This window comes from Candidatus Binatus sp., from assembly GCF_030646925.1.
GTDB lineage: Bacteria > Desulfobacterota > Binatia > Binatales > Binataceae > Binatus.
Genome location: NZ_JAUSKL010000019.1, coordinates 1 through 20,918, shown reverse-complemented (window position 1 = coordinate 20,918; position 20,918 = coordinate 1). Strand labels below are relative to the sequence as shown.

The window sequence follows — 20,918 nt, the reverse complement described above, 5'->3', positions numbered from 1 at the left end:
GCCGGCCCTCTCTCACAGCTTATCGACGAACTCGATAATCGCCGCCGCGGTGTCGGCTGGATTGTCCAGCGGCACGTGATGATACGCGCGCGGAATTTCCTTCAGCACCGAGCCTTTGATCTTCCGATTCATCCGTTTGACATGACGCGGACTCACGAGTCCACTGTGCTCGCCGCGGAGCAGCAGCGTCGGCATCTTGAGATTCTTGATCTTCGGCTTGGTCATCCTGCCGCGATTTTTGCGCCATGCGCGAGTCTCGGGATCGAATCGAAACGCCCACGCACCGCTCGGCAATTGTTCCGCTCCCGCGAGCGCGAGTTGCTCGAGTTCGAGCCGCGAAAGATTGGTCTCCGGCGGCGACAGCCTGAATTTCTTGATGACGTCGTGCGCGGACCGCAACTCGGGCCGCTTGCCGCCATGCGACCGCCGGCGCCATCGCCACATCAGCCGCCGCATCAGCGGCGGCGGCCCGTGCGGCGCATCGACAACGATCAGTGCTTCGATCATCTCGGGATGCGTCACCGCGACCCATTGCGCCACCGCGCCGCCCATCGAATGCCCGACCAGGATCACGCGCGCGCCGAGGCTCTCGATTAGCGCGCGCGTATCGTTCATATACGCCGGCGGTCCGTAACTCGGCGGACGCGACCATTGGCTGCGGCCATGCCCGCGAAAATCCAGCGCCACGACGCGCCCGTACGGCGTCAGTAGCGGCGCGACGCTGTCCCACCAGTGAACGTGCGCGCCGCCTCCGTGCAGCAATACGAACGTGTGCCGCTCCTGCTCTCCGCCCCAATCCAGGTAATGAAGCTTGAGTCCGTCAACCTCGAAGTACCGGTGGGTCGGCTCCGAGACGACGGTAGCCGCTTGCTCATGTGCCATGACCAGGCATCTTAGTGGACGCGATTGAGTGAGCATAGAATCGGTGCGGAGCGATGCGCGACGCGGCGATCGTCCGCGATGCTGGCGGGCTGCACGCGCGCCGTGATAACTAGCGCTTGATAGCTCGATAGCTCGCGGCTCGATTCGGATGCGGCTTCGGCGCCGCGTTCATCGTAGGAGATTCTCATGGCACTCAGACTCGAAAACAAAAATGCGCTGATCACTGGCGGCGCGAGCGGAATCGGCCGCGCCACTTCAATTCGATTCGCCGAAGAGGGCGCCAACGTCTTCGTCGCTGATCGCCATCTCGCCGCCGCCGAGGAAACCGCAGCTTCAGTCCGCCAACTCGGTCGCAAAGCAATCGCGCATCAGGTCGATACCAGCGACGAAGCGCAAGTGAATGCGATGGTCGATCGCATGGTCAAGGAACTCGGCGGCGTGGATATCGTCGTCGCAGCCGCCGGTATCTCGCACGCGCATTACGGCGAAGAAGGCAAAGCCGATATCATGCTGCTGAGCGAGAAATCTTTCGCCAATTGGAAAAAAGTTCTGAGCGTAAATCTCGACGGCGTGTTCCTGACCGATCGCGCCTGCGCAAAGGCGATGATCAAAGCGGGCAAGGGCGGCAGAATTATCAATATCGCTTCCGCCGCCGCGCGCTTGCCCACGCCCGGCGTCGGCGAATACGCCGTCAGCAAAGCCGGCGTCTGGATGCTCACCAAAGTGCTCGCAACCGAACTCGCTCCCTACAACATCACCGCCAACGCGATCGGCCCCGGCTTCATCAAGACGCCGATGACCGCCGAAATCCAGAATTTGCCCGACGTGACACCGCTGATGCAGCGCGTGCCGATGAACAGGATGGGCGAGCCGGTTGACGTCGCGAATACGGCGCTTTTCCTGGCCAGCGAAGAGGGGCGCTACTACACCGGCTCGATTCTGCATCCCGACGGCGGAATCACGATGCAATAGTCAGTGCCGCGATCCAATACTAGTCAGTTGCATTAGTCAGTTGATGTCGTGAACATTAGTTAGTTGATGCCGAGAAAATTTCTGTTCCGCAAAATTTCGCTCGTCGCCGCACTCGGTGCGATATTCATCGCGCTCGCGTCGATGGGCGCCGGCGTGCGCGCGCAGAACGAAGCCGGCCCGGTCCCGACGCGCACGCCGATGAACATCCCGCACATTCCGCAGCTCACGGTGCAGGCGCTGCCGGGCTACGGCGCGGCGCCGCTGTTCGTCGGCTTCATGGTCGGCAGCAGCAATCCGGAGGGAGCGCCGTTCACGATGTTCCGCTGGAATTTTGGCGACGGCCAGGTCTCGGCGCTGCCGCCCACGGCGCTGTTTCACACGTACAAAACGCCGGGCAGTTACGTCGTGACGGTCACGGCGACCACCAGCGACGGCCATCAGGCAACCGGCTTCGCCGGCGTGCTGGTGCAACCGGCCACGCGATGATCGTCGATGCGTTTCGATCGACGCGTTTCGATTCATCATTTCAGCCGAACGTCGTAAGCTAGGAGACCAGCTTGGAGGATTGATTCATGAGCGATCAGGTATGGGCGTCATTTGCCACACAATTGAAAAACGACGGCGCGATTTGCGTGCGACGTGCGCTCGACGCCGACTCGATGCGCATGGCGCGCGCGGCGTTCGACTGGAGCCTGAGTCATCCCGGCCCGAATCACTCGCAGTTCGAGGGCACGCCAAAAGCGCCTGGCCGCTTCTATCAGGATTTGCTTAACCCCGACGTGTTGACCGGCTATCGGCGCCTGACCGAAGACTCGAACGCGGCCGACTTCGTCGCGAAACTGTGGGGCGCGCCCGATGTCTGGTTCATGTACGAGCAGGTGTTTCTGAAAGAGGGCGGCGAGAGCCGGCGCACGCCGTGGCATCAGGATTCGTCGTATCTGCCGATCGAAGGCGCGCAGATCGCCGTGATGTGGATCTCGTTCGGGGCGGTTTCGCGCGACGATTCGCTCGAGTTCGTGCGCGGCTCGCATCGCGGCGTGCTGTACGACGGTTCGCGCTTCGATCCGGGCGACGACACCGCGCCTCTTTATGGCGACGGCACTATGCCGCGCCTGCCGGATATCGAAGGCAATCGCGATCGCTTTGACATCGTGTCGTGGGCGATCGAGCCCGGCGACGTGCTGATCTTTCATCCGCGGATGCTCCACGGCGGCGCGCCGACGCATCCCGGCACCAGCCGCCGCACGCTCTCGCTGCGCTTCTTCGGCGAGGATGCGGTCTTCGCTCAGCGTCCCGTCGGCGCGGGTTCCAAGGGCGAGCATCCCAGGGTCGGTAAGGATGGACCGCGCGTGGGCGAGAGCAACAGTCCGATGGGCGATCTCTATGCCACGTTGTCGCCGGGCGATCCGTTCAGGCATCCGGGATTTCCCAAGCTGCGCCCCCGCAACTGAAATCGCGCTCCGCATCGAGATTGACAACGGTTGTCCGCGCGCAATCCAACACGAGGTTACGCATCATGCGATCTTTTCTTTTCGTCCCCGGTGACAGCGAGAGGAAGTTCATCAAGGCCGAGGGCTCCGCGGCTGACGCACTCGTGCTCGATCTCGAAGATGCGGTCGCGGCCGATCGAATCGGCATCGCGCGCGGGATGGTGCGCGAATACTTGAGCAGTCATCGCGATCGCACGCGGACTCAGCTTTGGGTTCGCATCAATCCATTGTCCGACGAGAAAGCGCTGCCCGATTTGGCCGCGATCGTCGCGGGCACGCCCGACGGAATCCTGCTGCCGAAGACCACCTCGGCCAACGATGCGATGCTGCTCGATCACTATCTCTCGGCGCTCGAAGTTCGCGAAGGCATCGAGGCCGGCTCGATACGCATCATGGCGGTCGCCACCGAAACCGCGGCTGCGATGTTCACGCTCGGCGGCTACGCGGGCTCCACCAAACGGCTCTGGGGCCTCACCTGGGGCGCCGAAGATCTTTCGGCGGCCGTCGGTGCGAGCACCAATCGCGACGAGAATGGCGACCTAGAATTCACCTTCAAGCTGGCGCGCTCGCTATGCCTGCTCGCCGCCAAATCCGCCGATGTCGAGCCGATCGACACCGTGTTCACGAACTTCAAAGATTCCGAGGCGCTGTTCAAGGAATCGCAGGCCGCGCGCCGCGCCGGCTTCACCGGCAAAATCGCGATTCATCCTGATCAGGTCGAGCCAATCAATCGCGCATTCACTCCATCGCCGGAAGATGTCGAATACGCCAACCGCGTCATCGCGGCGTTCGCTGCCGGCGTCGGCACGGTCGGACTCGACGGCAAGATGCTCGATATGCCGCATCTCAAACAGGCGCATCGCGTGATCGCGATGGCGCAAGCGCGAAAATAGCTGGTCGCGGGGGAATCGAAGATGGCCTACGAAACGGTACTGCTCGACAAGAAAGACGGCATCGCGTACCTCACGCTGAATCGGCCGGAACGCGCCAACACCATCAGCGCGCAACTCGCGCACGATGTGCTCGGCGCGGTGGAAGACGTCGAGGCGGACAGCGCGTGCCGCGTGATAATCGTGACCGGCGCGGGCGAGCGGCATTTCTGCGGCGGCGCAGACTTGCGCGATCCCGCGGTGCAGAAGGGCGGACTCGGCGGAGCGGCGTTCCCGCGGCGCGATTTCATCACGGCGCTCGAGACTTGCCGCGTGCCGGTGATAGCGGCGATTAACGGCGCTGCGATGGGCGGCGGATGCGAGATCGCGCTGGCGTGCGATATCCGCGTGATTGCCGACACCGCGACGATCGGCCTGCCCGAAATTCGTTTCGGCGCACTGCCCGCTGGCGGTGGAACTCAGCGCTTGCCGCGCCTGGTCGGTGCGGGATTCGCCAAGGAAATGATCTTCAGCGGATTGCCGTGGACCGCGCAGGATGCGTACCGCGTAGGACTCGTGAATCGCGTCGTGCCGGCCGCGCAACTCATCGGCGCGTGCGAGGAGATGGCGCGCGTGTTTATCGAGCGCGCCGCTTACGCACTGAAGGCTGCGAAGATTCTCATCAACACCGGCGTCGAGCTTCCTTTGACCGACGCGCTCAAATACGAACGCAAACTGATCGCGGGCATGGCGACTTCCGACGAACGACGCCAAGCGCAGCAAGCGGCGGCGGCCTCGCAGGCCACCTACGCGCGCATTTTCAAGGACCAGAAGTGAATCGGCGCGCTACTTGATCGCGCCTTCCTCGCGCCACTTCGCGATGTCTGACGCGGCGTAGCCGAGCCCGCCGAGGATCTCGTCGGTATGCTGTCCGAGCGACGGCCCGAGTGATCTAATCTCGCCGGGCGTATCGGAAAGCTTCACCGAAATTCCGACCTGTTTGATCTTCTGGCCGTTCGGACCATCAATTTCGACGATCATGTTGCGCGCTTTGACCTGCGGATCGTTCGGCACTTCATCGAGCGTGAGCATCTTGCCGGCGCAGATGTCGGTCTTGCTCATAATCTCGAACCATTCGTCGCGCGTCTTCGTCTTGAATGTGTCGATCAGGCTCTGGCGCAGTTCGTCGCGCTTGTCTCGGCTGAATTCGTGCGGAATCAAATCCTCGCGGCCAATCAGCCGGCACAGATTGGCGAAGAACCACGGCTCGATCGCCGCCACCGTGATGTACTTGCCGTCCTTCGTCAAATAGCAATCGTAGTGCGGGATGCCGCCGTCGTCGGACGCTTCGCCGCGCCGCGGAATTTTATGATTCGCGAAGTATGTCGAAAACGCCTGCGCCAGCAGCGCGAGGCTGCCATCCATCATCGAGATATCGACGTACTGGCCCCGTCCGGTTTGGTACCGCGCAATCAACGCCGCCATCACGCCGATCGCGCCATGCATCCCGCCACCCGCGTAGTCGGCGATCAAGTTGTGCGGAATCGTCGGTGGCCCGTCGGCATCGCGGCCCATCAACGACAGCACGCCCGCAGTCGCGATGTAGTTGATGTCGTGGCCGACCAGATTGCGATATGGCCCCGTCTGCCCGAAGCCGGTGATCGCGCAGTAGATCAGCCTCGGATTGCGCACCGACAGTATGCTGTAACCAATCCCTAGTCGATCCGCGACGCCCGGACGATACTCCTCGACCACCACGTCGGCCTGATCGGCCAGCCGAAAATAGACTTGCCTCCCCGCTTCGCTCTTGAAATTGATCCCGATCGATCGCTTATTGCGACTCAGCGCGTTGAACGAGGGACCGTCGCCGCCGGTATCCATTCGCTTCGCTCCGCCAGCCTGTTCTGCGCGGCGCCCAGTCGGCGGACCCGGCTCTTCGATCTTGATGATGTCGGCGCCCATGTCGCCCAGTATCATCGTGCAATACGGTCCGGGCGCGAGCTTGGTGAGATCGAGTACCTTGATTCCGCTAAGCGGACCGGCCATTGAGCTGCTCCTTGATTCGATTGCGCGCGCGCGTGACGTTACGCTCGCTTCCACTGCACCAGCGTAAATCCTTGTTCGTGATCTTCGAATACTACTTCGACTGTAGTTCCAATAGTCAGTTCCTCGCGCGCGTCGCCAATGAGATTGCCGACCATTCGCACGTTTCCCGCGTCGGGCAATTCGACCAGCACCACCATGTACGGGCACGCGTCGCGCAGCGCCGGATGCACCGGATGCCACACGCGCTCCCAGCTATAGACCCGCCCGCGTCCCGACACACGCTCCCATCCGACATTGCTCGAGCGGCAGTGATGACAAATCCACTCGGGGCCGAACTGAAACGTCGCGCATTCGTTGCATCGCTGCACCACCAGTTGATGCCGCCTCGCGGCCTCCCAGAATTCTTTATCGAGACCGTCGCGCGTTGCCTGAGGAGCGGGAAGTCCTTCTGGCAGTGCGTATTTTGTCGCGTGCTGTTCGCTGGGCATCGTTAATTCCTCAACCATGCAAAATCAGGCTGCTGACTGGCGTCACCATCGGTCCGGACACGACCATCGAAATCTCGGCGTCCTTCACCTGACAAGTCGAAGTGCCGCGCACCTGCCGGACCGCCTCGAGCACCAGTTCGAGTCCGTGCATGTAGCACTCAGCCAGATTGCCGCCGCTCGTATTCAGCGGCAGCTTGCCGTTCGGCCACGCGAAATTTTCGTAGGTGCAAAAACCCATCACCGCGTCGGCATCGCAGAAACCGTGCTCGACCAGGCTCATCACCACGCCGCCGGTGAAATTCTCGTAGGCCTGCAAGACGTCCACATCCTGCGGCCCGATTTCCGCCATCTCGAACAGTCGCGGCGCGAGCGTCTTGAAATTCGAGGTCGCGTAATCGGGAGCATTGTGCGCGGGCGCGTTTTGCCGATAGTCGGAACCCTGCGCCGCCGCCATCAGGTACGCGGGCTTTGGCTTTAGATCGCGCGCGCGCTCAGCAGTCGTGACGATGCACGCCGCGGCGCCGTCATTTTCGAGGCAGCAATCATAAAGATGAAACGGCTCGACGATCCAGCGCGACTCGTAGTAAGCCTCACGCGTGAGCGGACGCCCGTACATCACCGCGCGTGGATTGTATTGCGCATGATGATAGGCCGCGAGCGCCACCGCGGCGAAGGCTTCCTGCTCCACATGATGCTCATGCATGAAACGGCGCACACGCATCGCGAACATCTGCGCCGGCGACATCAATCCGTATGGCAACGTGTATGCGAAGTCGCCCGAGATCGATTTTGCGGGGGCGGCCTGTCCGAAGCGCCCGAACTGTCCCTGCGCCAGCGCGCGAAACACGACCACGTATTTCGCATAGCCAGCCGCGACCGCCGCCGCTGCATTGGCGACTGCGCCCGAACCTCCGCCACCGCCGCCGCCCCAGAACATATTCGAGAATGAAAAATGCGGCAGCCCGAGCGCGGTCGCCACGCGCGATGCGTCGTTGCGCTCGTTGCTGTACGACGCGAATCCGTCGATGTCGGTAACAGCGATACCCGCGTCGCCGGCGGCCTTGATGATCGCTTCGCAGGCGAGGCGAAATTCCGGCACCGGCGCGGTGCCGCGTTTGTAGTATTTGGTTTCGCCGATTCCGCAGATCGCGACCTTGTCTTTGATAGTATTCATCATCTTCCGTGTTCGCTGGGAACGAATGTGAGCCTGAGAACTATTCAACGCAATCTCAAGTTGTCAAGCAGCGTCGGTCCGGCGCCGCGAAGATCGAATTTGTTTTTCCGGCGCATTCATTCGTAATATCCGGCATGCTTCCCGCGAAACGACTGCTCGATGAAGTAATCAGTTCGCTGCGCACAGTAATCGCGCCGGCGATTGCGGAACCTTATCCAAAGTCGCAGGCATTCATGGCCGCCGTGATTCTGGAATTTCTCTCGCAGCAAGTAACGGAACGGAGTGATATCGCAACCGCCAAGCACGCCGCGCTCGAATCGGTGTTTGCAGATCTCGCAAAATTGTTCGATAGCTCCGACGCCGCGAATGTCGACGGCGACAATCCGGAAGCGCGCCTCTGCAACGCAATCGAACGACTCTACGCACGGCGCGAAATGCTCGGCGAGGAAATTTTCACGAGCGCGAATCGCCGGATTCGACAGGCGCTCCGTGAACTCCTCGATCAGGACTTGAAAATCGCCGCGCCGAAAAAAGGCTGATTGCAAGGTGAACCCTAAGCACTCGACAACGGAGACAATCCGCGACTTTTTGCAGGCGAAAATGCCCGACGCGCGCGATATCACGCTCAGCGAATTGACTCATCTGGCGGGCGGATGGTCGCACGAAATCTACGTCTTCAAAGCGCGCTGGCGGGAGAACGGCGACACGATCGAACGCGGGATGTGCCTTCGCAAGGATCCCGGTGCGGCGCTGCTGCGCGAATTTTCCGACCTCAAAATCCAGTATCGGGTGCTCAAAGCGCTCGAGGCGACTGACGTGCCGACGCCCCGCGTCTATTGGTACGAAGACGATCCCGCGCTGCTCGGCGGCCCGTTTTTCATAATGGAGAAAATCGAAGGCGAGGTCCCGAATCCGTGGTCGCGAGCCGGCAAACAGATTTATGCGGATGCCGCGCGTCGCGGAAAATTACCCCTAAGTTTTGTCGAGACCCTGGCCAAACTCCACAATCTCGATTGGCGCGCCGCGGGCCTCGAGTTTCTCGGCGTGCCCGGCGCCGGCAGGGATTTCGTCCTCCGCGAAATTGCCAAATGGGAAGCGCTGATCGCGGAGTCCAATCATAAGCCCGAACCTGTCCTGACCGAACTATTGATGTGGCTGAAGGCCAACGCCCCAGCCGCGCAGCGCCTTGCCTTCGTACACGGCGCGTATCGCACTGGTAATTTGATCATACGCGACGATGCGATCGCCGCCGTAATCGATTGGGAACTCCAAGTCATCGGCGACCCGATGTATGACGTCGCCTACGTCCTCTCGGACCTGAACCGGGAAGGCTCGCCGCTTCTTTCATGCGTCGTCGAGCGCGAGTTCTTTCTCGAACACTATCAGCGGCTCACCGGCCTCGAAATCGATCTCGACGTCTGCCGCTATTATGAAATCCTCTACATGATGCGGAGCACCGCGTTCTGGATCAGCGCTTCGAGTCTCTTCGCCGACGGCCGGAACAAGGATTTGCGGCTCGCCCGTACTACATACTCAGTTCCGGTCGTGCTTGATATGGCGGCAAAAGCGCTCGGCTTTTGACAGAGTATTCAAGTGAGTATTGAGCGATTACACAGTGCGGATGGAGAATGAGTAGATGCTGACGCCGTGGGACGAGTTCCTTTGTCATCAACTGCCCACCACGATGGATCACGTTTACACCAGCGATCCGAGCTGGACCGAGCGCGTTTATATCAGCCTCTACGACGTGACCAACAAGGACATGATCGTCGGCTGCGGCATCGGGCAGTATCCGAACCGCAACGTGCAGGACGGCTTCGCCACGGTGTGGCATCAAGGGAAGCAGCATAATTTTCGAGCTTCGCGTACTCTGCGTCCAAATCCCTACGACATCAAAATCGGTCCGCTGTCGATTGAGATACTCGAGGGCCTGAGGCGCTTTCGGATGAGGCTGGACGAGAATCCGTCCGGCATCAGCTTCGATATCGAGTGGACCGCGACGATGAATCCGCATGAAGAGGAGCACGATTTTCGCCGCAGCAATGGCCGCGTCGTGCAGGATATATCGCGCTTCGACCAGGTCGGGCGCGCGCGCGGGCAGTTGCGGATTCCGGGCAAGCAAGTGGCGATGACGGAGAGCAACTGGTGGAGTCATCGCGATCGATCATGGGGCACGCGGCGGCCACTCAGAACCGATAGCGCGGCTTCGAACCAAACGAAGTTCGCGCCCTTTTTGTTTAGTTGGTCGGTCGCGCAGTTCGCCGACTACGCGCTTCACTGGCGCTTCGTCGAACGCAAGGCGGGCCGCTACAGCTATTTCACCGGCGAAATCGCTCGACCGCTCGGCACGAAGATCGAGCCTGGGTGGATTCTCGAGCGGACCGAGCAAGAGTTTCGCTGGGAGACCTCAGGCGTCGTGCAAACTCTGAAAAGCGGCGATATAGATTTGTTTTTCGAAAACGGCGAGTCGCGGCACGTATCGTTCGTCTCGCATCCACCGCGATGGCATCTGAAAGGCGGCGGCTACGGCGGGTATCGCGGCTGGCAGCAAGGCGATAGCCGCGGCGAATACTACTGCGAGCACGAAGTCTGGGATTTGAACGATCCGGCGATTTTGCGCGAGGCGAGCACGCTCAGCGATCACCTGATCGAATGGCGATGCGGCAACGATACCGGCTTCGGAATCATGGAGTATGGCGTCGGTCCCGGCTACTACAAATACAAAGACATCCAGCATTTGCCGACATTCTGAAGTGACTAATCAAGTTAAAATTCAAATAGCTATTGCGTTGCGTAGCCATTTATATACTAAACGGGTTCACAAATATGATTGATTTCTCACTGAACGAGGATCTCGAACTGATAGTCGATACTATCCGCAGTTTTTCGAATGAACGGGTACTGCCCAAGATCAGGACGTTCGAATCGGACCGGCGCGTTGACGGCGAAGTCTCGCGAGAATTTGCGATGGCGGGCTTCGATCGGCTCGAGTTGCCGGAAAGCCTCGGCGGCAGCGGCCTCGGGATGCTCGCGCGGGTGCTCGTCAACGAGGAGATGGGTGCGGTCGATCCGGGCGCGGCGCTCGCGCTCGATCGGCTGGGCCCCGCCTTTTACGCGCTCGAGGCGTTCGGCGGTCTGAATGCGCTCGCTCAATTCGCGCGGCCGATTGTCGAGACAGAGGGCAAGCGCGCGGTGCTGGTGCTCGAATCCGACAGCACGTTCGACGTCGAGCATGGCCGCGTGTCGGGCGCGGTGCCGTGGATTCCGAGCGGTCGCGCCGACCTGGTCGTTATCCTGAGCGACACCGGCGCGCGCGTCGTCGAGCACGGAAGTTCGCTGCAGCCCTTGCGCGGCAGCGGTTTGCGCGCGGCGGGCAGCGCGTCGCTCAGGCTTGAGCACGCGCCCGTGATCGCGCAGTGGCAGGATCCGCGCAAGGCGGCACAAGCGCTGGCAAAGGCCCGACTCTATGCCGCGTCGCTGCTGCTCGGCGTGCTCCGCGGTGCGAGCGAGTTTTCGCGCAACTATGCGATGAACCGCGAAGCATTCGGGCGTCCGATCGCGCATCACCAGGGATTGGCGTTTCTGATCGTTGATATGTACACCGCAGTCGAGAGCGTACGCTTGCTGGTGCACGATGCGGCGCTGAAAATCGATAGCGGCGAGGACGGCACGCAGCACGCCGCCGCTGCGTTCGTCGAAGCAGTCGAGGCGTCGCGATTTATCGGGCCCAACGGCGTGCAGATTCTCGGCGGCCACGGCTTCATGCAGGATTATCCGGTCGAAAAGGCGATGCGCGAGTCGCGGGCGCTGGGCCTCTGGATGGGCGGTATCGATCGCGCGCGCGATGACGCCGGCAAATTTCTCGAATAGTCAACTGACTAATGCCAATATACTCAGTTCCTGGAGCCGGGGCGGACGAACATGGATTTCGAAATAGATAAAGAGTTGCGTCGAGAGATCGAAGAGACGCGCGAATGGGGCGAGCGTGAAGTGCGTCCGGCCGGCCTCGAAGCCGATCGCAATGGCGCTCCCTTGCCAATAGATCACCCGTATTTTCGGCGCTACCTCGAGCACGGGGGAGGGCGCACGCGATGGCATGGACCGGGCGCGGAGCCGGCGCGCGGATCGTCGGGCGGTGGCGTGCTGAAAAGCGTGATCATCGGCGAAGAGATTTCGTACTGGGATCGCGGCATGACGATTGCCAATCCTGGCGTCGGCCTGCCGGAGGGAATCGTGCTGGCGTCCGCGACCGAGGAGCAAAAAGAGCGATTTCTCGGTCCGTTCCTCAAGCCCGATCGACCGCGCTGGGCGAGTTTCGCGCTGACCGAGCCAGGCGGCGGTTCCGACACCGCGAACTTCAAGACGCGCGCGCGCCGCGACGGAAAACATTGGATCCTCACGGGCGCCAAGTGTTTTATCGGCAACGCCAGCCGCGCCGATTGGATCCTGGTGCAGGCCAACGCGGATCCGGAGAAAGGCCGCTCGGGACAGCGCGCGTTTTTTGTCGAGCAGGGAACGCCCGGGCTCGGCGGCTTCAAAATTGAAAAGAAAATGGGCCTCAAGGCGTACGAGTCCACCTCGTTCACGCTCGAGGAGTGCCGTATCCCGGAAAACAATCTGCTCGGCGAAGCTGGCCGCTCGGCGGAGAAATCCGACGGCGGCGAAAAAAGTTCGAAAGGTTACAAATCGACAATGAGCACCCTGAACGCATCGCGGCCCGGCGTCGCCGCGAGCGCGATCGGGATTGCGCGCGCCGCGCTGGACGAATCGATCGCCTTCGCGCGCGCGAACGATCTTGTGAAACAGGTGCGCGTGCGCGATCGCCTCGAACTGTTTCAGCGCAAACTCCGCGCGGCGTGGCTGATGGTGCTGAAATCGGCCTGGCTCGCGGACCAGGGCAAGCCCAATATCGTCGAGGCGTCGATGGGCAAAGTGTACGCGGCGGAAATCGCACAGGATATCGCGACGCTGGCGATGGAGTTGCTCGGGGTGGTCGGCGCGCGCGGCGATCATTTGATCGAGAAGCTCTATCGCGACGTGAAGGCGTTGAACATCGTAGAAGGCACCGGCCAGATTCAGCGCGTCATCATGGGCCGTCAATTGGTCGGACTGCCGCGATAACGCGGGGGCGACGCCGCGCGTTCAGGTGGAGAAATGGATTTTGCGCTGAGTGAAGAGCATCGGATGTTGCAGGATCTGGTGCGCCGTTTCGTGGACGACGAACTGATCCCGCTCGAAAAAAGCGTGCTCGAACGCGAAGCCGCGGGCGGCGGAACGGTGCTGTCGGCGGCGGAACGCGAGCGCGTCGATCGGAAATCTCACGAGCTCGGCCTCTGGGGTCTCGACGCGCCGAAGGAAGTCGGCGGCTCGGATCTGCCGATGGTAGCGATGAACGGCGTCAACGAGGAAATCGGCCGCACCGTCACGCCCTACACGCTGCCGCCCGATTCGCCGAATCTCAGGATGCTGCTCGCGACGGCCAACGCAGAGCAGCGCGCGCAATATCTCGAGCCGTACGCACGCGGCGAGATGACCTCGGCGATCGGAATTTCGGAAGCGGGCGCCGGCGCCGATCCTGCCTCGATGAAAACGCGCGCGGTGCGCGACGGCGATTCGTGGGTGATCAACGGGCGCAAAATCTGGGTTAGCCGCGCCGCCGATGCCGACTTCACGATCCTGATGGCGGTTACCGACAAGAGCGCGGGCACGCGCGGCGGCATCTCGGCATTCCTGATCGACAAGGGCACGCCCGGATTCAATATCGCGCGCAAGATTCCGATGATCGGCGGCATCTACACGTATGAGATCGTACTCGAGGATTGTCGCGTGCCCGCGTCCAAGCTGCTCGGCGAACTGGGCCGCGGCTTCGCACCGATGCAGCTTCGGCTTTCGACGCGTCGCGTGCAGATGGCCGCGTGGTGCGTTGGACTTTCGCAGCGAGCGCTCGACATGATCTGCGAGTATGCGCCGCAACGCAGCACTTTCGGCGCGCCGCTTTCGGAGCGCCAGGCGATTCAATGGTGGGTGGCCGACGCCGCGACGCAGATTCACGCCTGCCGCCTGATGGCTTACGATGCGGCGTGGAAGATCGATGAAGGCCGCGAGGCGCGCACCGAGGCGTCGATGATCAAAGTGTTCGGTACCGAGATGGCGACCAGCATCATCGATCACGCGATGCAGACTTTCGGCGCGATGGGCATGACCAAGGAGATGCCGCTGCAACTGATGGCGTCGCAAGTGCGCGCGATGCGCATCTACGAAGGCCCGTCAGAGGTGCATCGATGGGTCATCGCGCGCAATCTGCTCGGCCTCAAACGATGAGCACGACTACCAACGAGGAGAAATCATCATGACGGAACAAAAGTATGGCGACGTGTCGGTTGCGCTGAATGAATTTGTGGCGCAGGTCGAGATTCATCGGCCGCCGCACAATTTTTTCGATGTCGCGTTGATCAGAAATCTCGCCGACGCGTTCAACGCGCTCGACGCCGACCCGGCGTGCCGCGCGATCGTGCTGTCAGCCGAAGGCAAATCATTTTGCGCGGGCGCCAACTTCGCGCAGCGCTCGTTCGGCAGCACGGCCGGGTCGGACTCGCCTGCCAGCGGCAATCCGCTGTATTCCGAAGGGGTGCGGCTGTTCGCGTGCAAGAAGCCAGTCGTCGCCGCGATTCAGGGCGCTGCGATCGGCGGCGGCCTCGGACTCGCGCTGGTCGCCGATTTTCGGGTCGCGTCGCCGGAGGCGCGTTTCGCCGCGAACTTCGTGAAAATCGGAATTCATCCCGGCTTTGGCTTGACCCACACGCTGCCGCGTCTGATCGGGCAGCAGCGCGCGAACCTGATGTTCTACACCGGCCGCCGAATCACCGGCGAAGAGGCTCTCGCGTGGGGACTCGCCGATATTTTGGTCGAACCAGCGCGACTGCGCGAAGCCGCGACGGGACTCGCGAAAGAAATCGCCGAGAACGCGCCGCTCGCAGTGCTCTCGACTCGCGCCACGATGCGCCGCGGTCTCGCGGAGGCGGTGAAGGCGCAAACCGATCTCGAATTCGTCGAGCAGAACTGGCTGTCGAAAACCGAAGATCATCGCGAAGGCGTCAAGGCGGTCGCCGAACGGCGGCCCGGACAATTCGCGGGCAAATGATCCACAGCGAATCGAATCGCGCGCGGAACTGTCGAGGATATAGATGAAGCGCAAATATTGGGAGATCATCCAGGCGATGCCCGCCACCGAGATCGAATCGACGGTGCGGCGCTTCGAGGAACTCGAGCTCGACGGCGTGTGGGTACCGCAACTGCACTCGCCGCCGTTCGTGACGCTGGCCGCGATCGCGATGGCCAGCAAACGGATCAAGCTGGGCACCGGGATCGCGCTCGCGTTCACGCGGAGCCCTACCGAGACCGCGCTCAGCGCGCTCGACCTCGATCGCATCAGCGGCGGCCGCGTCGTGCTCGGACTCGGCACCGGCGTGCGCACCTGGAACGAACGCGCGCATGGAATCGTGTACGGCAAACCGGTCGAGCATCTGCGCGAAGTCGTGCAGACCGTCCGCGCGATCGTCGAGCGCGGCCACACCGGCGAACTCCGCGCGCTCGACGGCAAGTATCACAAGCTCGATCTGACCGGCGTCAGCAATCGGAAACCGGCGCGCACTTCGATACCGATCTATGTGCCCGCGCTGTTCGAAAATACCGTGCTGCTCTCGGCGCGCGTCGCCGACGGATTGCTCGGTCATCCGGTTTGGTCGATGCGCTGGATTGCAGAGCAAGCGCAACGCCTCGAAAAAACGCTCGTCGAGGCGGGCCGCAAGCGCGATCAGTTCCACGTGAATTTGTGGAACTACGCCGCGGTCGCGCCTAATCGCAAGCAGGCGATCGATGATATGCGCGGCACGGTCGCCTTCTATTCGAGTATAGCGCAGTATCAGAAATACTACGCGGCGCACGGATTCGGCGCCGAGGCGAACGCGGTGATCGAGGCCGCGCAGCGCAACGATTCTGCCGCGATGCTCAAAGCTGTTCCCGACGAGATGGTCACGACCTTCGCGATCGCGGGCACGCCCGACGACGCGCGCGAACGCGTCGAGAAAATGTGGCAGTACGCCGATTCGATGACGCTCTCGCCGCCGCAATATTTCGTCGGCGGCAATCGGCTCGCCGAGTACCACGCCGCGATCGTCGATACGTTCTATCGCGACTAGCGAGGCGCCCGCTTACTCGTGCGGCGTCTTGACGAACGGACTCGAGGAACCGCCGTCGATCACCAGCGTCGTGCCGGTGGTGAAACTCGCCGCGGGACTCGCGAAGTAGATCGCCGCGCCCACGATTTCGTCGGGCTCACCCGCACGCTGCAGCGGGAAATTCGCACGCGCCCGACGCGTGAACTCCTCCGTACGCGACCATCCTTTGCTTATATCGGTATGAAAAGGTCCAGGGATGATGCAATTGACGCGAACCTTCGGCCCGTATTCCTGCGCGAGAGCGATCGTCAACGCGTTCAGCCCGGCCTTCGATGCGGAGTAGGGCGCCGTATCCGCGCCGGGTCGAATCGAAGCGGTGGACGACACATTGATGATCGCGCCGCCGTCGCCCGCCACCATCCGCGATCCGAAGAGCGCCGACAATCGAAATGGTCCTTTGAGATTCACGCCGATCACCTTGTCGAATAACTCCTCGTTTGTCTCGAGCAGCGACGGTGCAAGTGGCGACAAGCCGGCGTTATTGATCAGCACGTCGGCGCGGCCCCAGCGCGCATAAACTTCCTCAAAGAGGCGATCGCAATCCGACCATTTTCCGACATGCATCGCGTGCGCCGACGCGTCGCTGCCGAGCGCGCGGATTTCCTTGACCGTCTGCTCGCACGAATCGAGCTTGCGGCTTGCGACGGCGACCTTCGCGCCCAATTCAGCGAATCCCAGCGCCATCGAATGACCAAGTCCGCGGCTGCCGCCGGTGATCACCACGACCTTGCCGCTGAAATCAAATTGCTCGAGTAGCTTTGTCACTTGCGATTACCTCTCATCAAAGGCGTCAGCGTACTTCGCACCGGCGCCGCCGCGCAACTTGCAAATACGGATGCAACTTGTAAATGCAGGTGAATCAGTTGTAGCAAGATCACAGGCCGTCCATCTTTTGCGGATCGGCCGTCGGAGGGTATCGCGTGGCAGCCGAGCAATCGAATGTCAGTTTGGAATTCAATGATGCGGTCGCCGTCGTGCGCCTCGATCGTCCCGAAAAACTCAACGCCTTCACTTTCCGCATGATCGACCAAATTCGCGACGCAATTCGGCGCGCCGGCGCCGACGAATCCGCCGTCGGGATCGTCGTGACCGGCACCGGCCGCGCTTTCAGCGCTGGCCTCGACACCACCGATCTAGCGCGCTCCACGTCGGGCGAGGAGCCGGCCAGCGACGGCGACGCGAGCCCGCCGGCCGACGAGATGCCCGCGCTGTTCAGCTACCTGCTGCGGATTCCGAAACCGGTGATCGCTGCCATCAACGGCGTCGCCGCCGGCGGCGGTTTCGTGCTCGCGATGATGTGCGATCTGCGGTTCGCCGCCGAGACTGCGAGCTTCACCACGGCCTTTTCGAAGCGCGGACTGATCGCGGAGCACGGCACCAGTTGGATTCTGCCGCGCCTCGTCGGTCCGAGCCGCGCGCTCGATCTGCTCTGGAGTTCGCGGCGCATCGATTCTGCCGAAGCGCTCCGTATCGGTTTCGTCGATCGCGTCGTGCCGGCAGATCGCGTAGTCGATGAGGCCTGCGCCTACGTGCGCGATCTTGCCGCGAACGTTTCGCCGCGCTCGATCGCCGTGATCAAATCGCAGGTCTATCGGCATCTGTCACTCGGAATGGAACCAGCCATCCGCGACGCCGACGTGTCGATGCGCGAGGCGCTGGTGCATCCTGATTCGACCGAGGGCGTCGCGTCATTCGTCGAACGCCGTCCGCCGCGCTTCCTGCGCTTGCGAGGAGAAAAAATATGACCGGCACGGATTTCAAAACGATCCGCTTTGAAAAGGCCGGCGCCGTCGCGACGCTCACGATGAATCGTCCCGACCGGCTGAATGCGATTGCCGGTCCGATGATGCGCGAGATGAGCGACACGCTCGCGGCGGTCGCGGACGATCCGCAAATCCGCGTGCTGGTGCTGACTGGCGCTGGCCGCGGCTTCTGCGCCGGCGCCGATCTGAATGGAATCGTCGAGGGCGACATCGGTCTCGACACCGCCGAGGCGCGTCCGCCGACTTTCGATTTCCGCATCCCGGTACTGCTGCACAACATGCCCGCGGTTACGATCGCCGCGATCAACGGCGCATGCGCCGGCGCCGGCTTCGGATGGGCCTGCGCGTGCGATCTGCGCGTCGCCGCGGCGGCGGCCCGCTTCAACACCGCCTTCCTCGACGTCGGCGTGGCCGGGGACATGGGCGGACCGTGGACGCTGCCCAGGATAATCGGCGCGGCGCGGGCGCGTGAAATATATTTCATGCCCGATAAGTTCGACGCCGAGCGCGCGCTGCAGATCGGCCTCGTCTCGCGCGTCTTTTCCGATGATCGTTTTCGCGACGAAGTAAACGCGATCGCAACGCGCCTTGGCGACGCCGCGCCGATTGCGCTCCGCACGATGAAGTCGAATTTTATCGAGGCTGAGCGAACCGGCTTCGAGAGCTACATCGCGCTGGAAACCGCGCGCCACCTCCCGATGTTCACGACGGAAGATACGCGTGAAGCCTTCGCCGCCAAAGTCGAAAAACGCCAACCCAAATTCAAGGGACGCTAAAGGAGAATCCAACTATGTGGCTTCGACTCCGCCAACTCGCGCTGGTCGCAAACAAACTGTCTCCGGTTATAGACGAACTCCGCACCGTGTTCGGCCTCGAGGTCGGTTATCGGGATCCGGGCGTGAAAGTCTTCGGCCTCGAAAACGCGCTGCTGCCGGTCGGCAGCCAGTTCATTGAAATCGTCGCGCCGATTCAGCCCAACACCGCGGGCGGACGTTATCTCGAACGCCGCGGCGGCGACGGCGGCTACATGGTGATCACGCAATGCGACGATCACGCGCCTCGCAAGCGGCGCGTCGCCGAACTGGGCATACGCAAAGTGATGGAGGAGGACTCGCCCGGGTACTGTGCGATGCAACTTCATCCGCGCGACACCGGCGGCTCGTTTCTCGAAATCGATTTTCAGCCCGGCGGCGAAGCGCCCGACGGTCCATGGGCGCCCGCGGGAAAAAACTGGAAGCAGGCGGTTCGCACCGAAGTGGTGAAAGCGATCACCGCGGCCGAAATTCAGTCGCCCGACCGCAACGCCCTCGCCGCGCGATGGAGTGAGATCGTCGAAATTCCGCTCACCCAGGACGCGCGCGGCAATCCGACTCTGCAACTCGAAAACGCAAAATTGCGCTTCGTCGATGCGACCGATGGCCGCGGCGAGGGACTCGGCGGAATCGAACTAGCCGTCGTCGATCGCAAGCGATTGCTCGCCGCCGCGGAGAAAATCCATCGCCGCATCAGCGACGACCAAGTGATGATCGCAGGCATCCGCTTCACCTTTGCGTGAGAGGTCGTGAATTTTCGTTCCGAGGAATCTGAAAACTGTTTGTCATTCTGCGGCGGCTGCCGCCCTATACCTCGCCCGCTTTGTTGCGGGAGAGGTCGCCGAAGCGCGTAAGCGATGAGGAGGGTGAGGGTGCAGGAAACAGCCCACTTACTCTTGGAGCACGACAATGCCTAAGCGAAAAATCCTGATTGCCGGCGCATCCGGCCTCGTCGGCTTCGCCGCTGTGCGCCACTTCGCGGCGCTCGACGACTGGGAAGTGACCGCCGTATCGCGCCGGCTGCCGCGCAAAATCGATCGCGCCAATCTGGTCTCAGTCGATCTCTTCGATCGAGATCGATGCGCCGACGTATTCAGCCAGATGTCCGACGTCACGCACGTCGTCTATGCCGCCGTAAGCGAACAGCCCGGGCTTCTCGGCGGATGGCGCGACCCGAAGCAGATGCAGGCCAATCTCACGATGCTGCAAAATTTTTTCGACCCGCTCGAAGCGGTCGCGAAGAATCTCGAGCACGTGACACTGCTGCAGGGCACGAAAGCATACGGCGCGCACCTCGGCCCGATTCCGATTCCTGCGCGCGAACGCGCGCCGCGCCATCAACACGCGAATTTCTACTGGCTGCAGGAGGACTACCTGCGCTCCAAACAAGCGGGCAAACGCTGGCATTGGACGATCCTGCGTCCCCAGGCCGTGATCGGCGAAGCAATCGGCGGCAACCTGAATCTCATCCCGCCGATCGGTGTCTATGCCGCGATTCGCCGCGAGGCCGGCCTGCCGCTTTCATTCCCCGGCGGAGCGCCGTCGGTGTTCGAGATGGTGGATGTTGACTTGCTCGCCAACATGATGGAGTGGGCCGCGACGACGCCCGCGTGCCGCAATGAGACTTTCAACAGCACCAATGGCGACGTCGCATCGTGGGAAGATCTGTGGCCTGCGGTCGCCGACGCGCTCGGCATGGAAGTCGGGGCGCCCGAACCGATGCTGCTCGCGGAAGAGATGCCCAGGCATCAGGACGAGTGGGCGGCGATCGTGAAAAAATACAATCTCGACGCGCCCGCCGATCTGCACGCCTATGTCGGCGAATCGTTTTACTTTGCCGACGCGTATTTTGCGTACGGCACCAAGGTCGGAAGCGGGCTGGTGAGTCGCCCGATGCTCGTCAGTACGATCAAGGCGCGCCAAGCTGGCTTCCACGACTGCATGGATTCCAAAGACATGATGTACAAATGGTTCCGCCGCTTCCAGGAACTTCGCCTGCTACCACCAACGCGCTGAAATTCTTCATCCCTCGCCCGTTGCTTTAGGCGAGTATGCCGAACTTGACTAGAGCAAGTCGAGCGGCCATACTCGTCTCGTCTTTTCGGGAGAGGGGCAATGCTGTCTCTCGCTCATAGCCGGACGCGATCGCGCTTCCGCATGGGGGGAGAAATTCCCTCTATGCGGA

At 62.0% G+C, this 20,918-nt stretch carries 23 protein-coding genes; 17 read left to right on the top strand and 6 right to left on the bottom strand.

The annotated features are described in order from the left end of the window. Positions 1–12: 12 nt before the first annotated feature. The gene (locus tag Q7S58_RS02110) at positions 13–882 is read right to left on the bottom strand and encodes an alpha/beta fold hydrolase (RefSeq protein WP_304820309.1); all 870 of its coding nucleotides are present in this window, start codon (positions 880–882) and stop codon (positions 13–15) included. 11 nt (positions 883–893) lie between these two features. After that, a complete protein-coding gene (locus Q7S58_RS02105) occupies positions 894–1,070 on the bottom strand; it encodes a hypothetical protein (protein ID WP_304820307.1) in 177 nt (58 codons plus the stop codon). Here Q7S58_RS02105 and Q7S58_RS02100 point away from each other — a divergent pair. The 5 genes from Q7S58_RS02100 (at position 1,069) to Q7S58_RS02080 (ending at position 5,050) form a co-directional block, all read left to right on the top strand. Continuing rightward, positions 1,069–1,854: an SDR family NAD(P)-dependent oxidoreductase gene (locus Q7S58_RS02100; protein ID WP_304820305.1), complete on the top strand. Its 786-nt coding sequence runs from the start codon at positions 1,069–1,071 to the stop codon at positions 1,852–1,854. The genes Q7S58_RS02105 and Q7S58_RS02100 overlap by 2 nt on opposite strands. 66 nt (positions 1,855–1,920) lie before the next feature. Next, complete coding sequence (locus Q7S58_RS02095) at positions 1,921–2,340, top strand: PKD domain-containing protein (RefSeq protein ID WP_304820303.1); 420 nt, start codon at positions 1,921–1,923, stop codon at positions 2,338–2,340. Between the two features lie 86 nt (positions 2,341–2,426). Next, positions 2,427–3,305, top strand: coding sequence for a phytanoyl-CoA dioxygenase family protein (locus Q7S58_RS02090; protein ID WP_304820301.1), 879 nt, complete (start codon positions 2,427–2,429; stop codon positions 3,303–3,305). A gap of 65 nt (positions 3,306–3,370) precedes the next feature. Then, positions 3,371–4,237: a CoA ester lyase gene (locus Q7S58_RS02085; RefSeq protein WP_304820299.1), complete on the top strand. Its 867-nt coding sequence runs from the start codon at positions 3,371–3,373 to the stop codon at positions 4,235–4,237. Positions 4,238–4,258: 21 nt separating this feature from the next. Further along, complete coding sequence (locus Q7S58_RS02080; protein ID WP_304820297.1) at positions 4,259–5,050, top strand: enoyl-CoA hydratase/isomerase family protein; 792 nt, start codon at positions 4,259–4,261, stop codon at positions 5,048–5,050. A 9-nt stretch (positions 5,051–5,059) separates the two neighbouring features. Here Q7S58_RS02080 and Q7S58_RS02075 read toward each other — a convergent pair whose 3' ends face one another. The 3 genes from Q7S58_RS02075 to Q7S58_RS02065 are packed head-to-tail and all read right to left on the bottom strand — an operon-like array spanning position 5,060 to position 7,924. Continuing rightward, positions 5,060–6,259, bottom strand: a complete 1,200-nt coding sequence (locus Q7S58_RS02075; protein WP_304820295.1) for a CaiB/BaiF CoA-transferase family protein — start codon at positions 6,257–6,259, stop codon at positions 5,060–5,062. A 38-nt stretch (positions 6,260–6,297) separates the two neighbouring features. Continuing rightward, on the bottom strand, positions 6,298–6,747 hold the full coding sequence (locus Q7S58_RS02070; RefSeq protein ID WP_304820294.1) for a Zn-ribbon domain-containing OB-fold protein: 450 nt from the start codon (positions 6,745–6,747) through the stop codon (positions 6,298–6,300). A gap of 10 nt (positions 6,748–6,757) precedes the next feature. Next, on the bottom strand, positions 6,758–7,924 hold the full coding sequence (locus Q7S58_RS02065; RefSeq protein WP_304820292.1) for a hypothetical protein: 1,167 nt from the start codon (positions 7,922–7,924) through the stop codon (positions 6,758–6,760). Positions 7,925–8,055: 131 nt separating this feature from the next. Between Q7S58_RS02065 and Q7S58_RS02060 the strand changes: the two genes are divergently transcribed. The 8 genes from Q7S58_RS02060 (at position 8,056) to Q7S58_RS02025 (ending at position 16,119) form a co-directional block, all read left to right on the top strand. Further along, positions 8,056–8,460, top strand: a complete 405-nt coding sequence (locus tag Q7S58_RS02060; RefSeq protein ID WP_304820290.1) for a hypothetical protein — start codon at positions 8,056–8,058, stop codon at positions 8,458–8,460. Positions 8,461–8,521: 61 nt separating this feature from the next. Further along, positions 8,522–9,502 (top strand): phosphotransferase family protein, encoded by a 981-nt coding sequence (locus Q7S58_RS02055; protein WP_304820288.1) that lies wholly within the window; start codon positions 8,522–8,524, stop codon positions 9,500–9,502. Positions 9,503–9,557: 55 nt separating this feature from the next. Next, positions 9,558–10,673, top strand: a complete 1,116-nt coding sequence (locus Q7S58_RS02050; protein ID WP_304820286.1) for a hypothetical protein — start codon at positions 9,558–9,560, stop codon at positions 10,671–10,673. A 74-nt stretch (positions 10,674–10,747) separates the two neighbouring features. Beyond that, positions 10,748–11,791 (top strand): acyl-CoA dehydrogenase family protein, encoded by a 1,044-nt coding sequence (locus Q7S58_RS02045; protein ID WP_304820284.1) that lies wholly within the window; start codon positions 10,748–10,750, stop codon positions 11,789–11,791. Between the two features lie 51 nt (positions 11,792–11,842). Continuing rightward, positions 11,843–13,042 (top strand): acyl-CoA dehydrogenase family protein, encoded by a 1,200-nt coding sequence (locus Q7S58_RS02040; protein WP_304820282.1) that lies wholly within the window; start codon positions 11,843–11,845, stop codon positions 13,040–13,042. Between the two features lie 33 nt (positions 13,043–13,075). After that, positions 13,076–14,242 (top strand): acyl-CoA dehydrogenase family protein, encoded by a 1,167-nt coding sequence (locus Q7S58_RS02035; RefSeq protein WP_304820280.1) that lies wholly within the window; start codon positions 13,076–13,078, stop codon positions 14,240–14,242. A 28-nt stretch (positions 14,243–14,270) separates the two neighbouring features. Further along, positions 14,271–15,062, top strand: coding sequence for an enoyl-CoA hydratase/isomerase family protein (locus tag Q7S58_RS02030; protein ID WP_304820277.1), 792 nt, complete (start codon positions 14,271–14,273; stop codon positions 15,060–15,062). A gap of 43 nt (positions 15,063–15,105) precedes the next feature. Continuing rightward, positions 15,106–16,119 (top strand): LLM class flavin-dependent oxidoreductase, encoded by a 1,014-nt coding sequence (locus Q7S58_RS02025; protein ID WP_304820275.1) that lies wholly within the window; start codon positions 15,106–15,108, stop codon positions 16,117–16,119. Positions 16,120–16,131: 12 nt separating this feature from the next. Here Q7S58_RS02025 and Q7S58_RS02020 read toward each other — a convergent pair whose 3' ends face one another. After that, positions 16,132–16,923, bottom strand: coding sequence for an SDR family NAD(P)-dependent oxidoreductase (locus Q7S58_RS02020; protein ID WP_304820273.1), 792 nt, complete (start codon positions 16,921–16,923; stop codon positions 16,132–16,134). A gap of 155 nt (positions 16,924–17,078) precedes the next feature. On the opposite strand from Q7S58_RS02020, the gene Q7S58_RS02015 reads away from it, so the two are divergent. The 4 genes from Q7S58_RS02015 (at position 17,079) to Q7S58_RS02000 (ending at position 20,749) form a co-directional block, all read left to right on the top strand. Further along, positions 17,079–17,903, top strand: coding sequence for an enoyl-CoA hydratase-related protein (locus tag Q7S58_RS02015; RefSeq protein WP_304820271.1), 825 nt, complete (start codon positions 17,079–17,081; stop codon positions 17,901–17,903). Continuing rightward, positions 17,900–18,697, top strand: a complete 798-nt coding sequence (locus tag Q7S58_RS02010) for an enoyl-CoA hydratase/isomerase family protein (RefSeq protein ID WP_304820269.1) — start codon at positions 17,900–17,902, stop codon at positions 18,695–18,697. The genes Q7S58_RS02015 and Q7S58_RS02010 overlap by 4 nt, the downstream gene beginning before the upstream one ends. Before the next feature lie 14 nt (positions 18,698–18,711). Then, positions 18,712–19,476, top strand: a complete 765-nt coding sequence (locus tag Q7S58_RS02005; RefSeq protein ID WP_304820267.1) for a VOC family protein — start codon at positions 18,712–18,714, stop codon at positions 19,474–19,476. A gap of 166 nt (positions 19,477–19,642) precedes the next feature. Then, complete coding sequence (locus Q7S58_RS02000; RefSeq protein ID WP_304820265.1) at positions 19,643–20,749, top strand: SDR family oxidoreductase; 1,107 nt, start codon at positions 19,643–19,645, stop codon at positions 20,747–20,749. Positions 20,750–20,918: the final 169 nt, after the last annotated feature.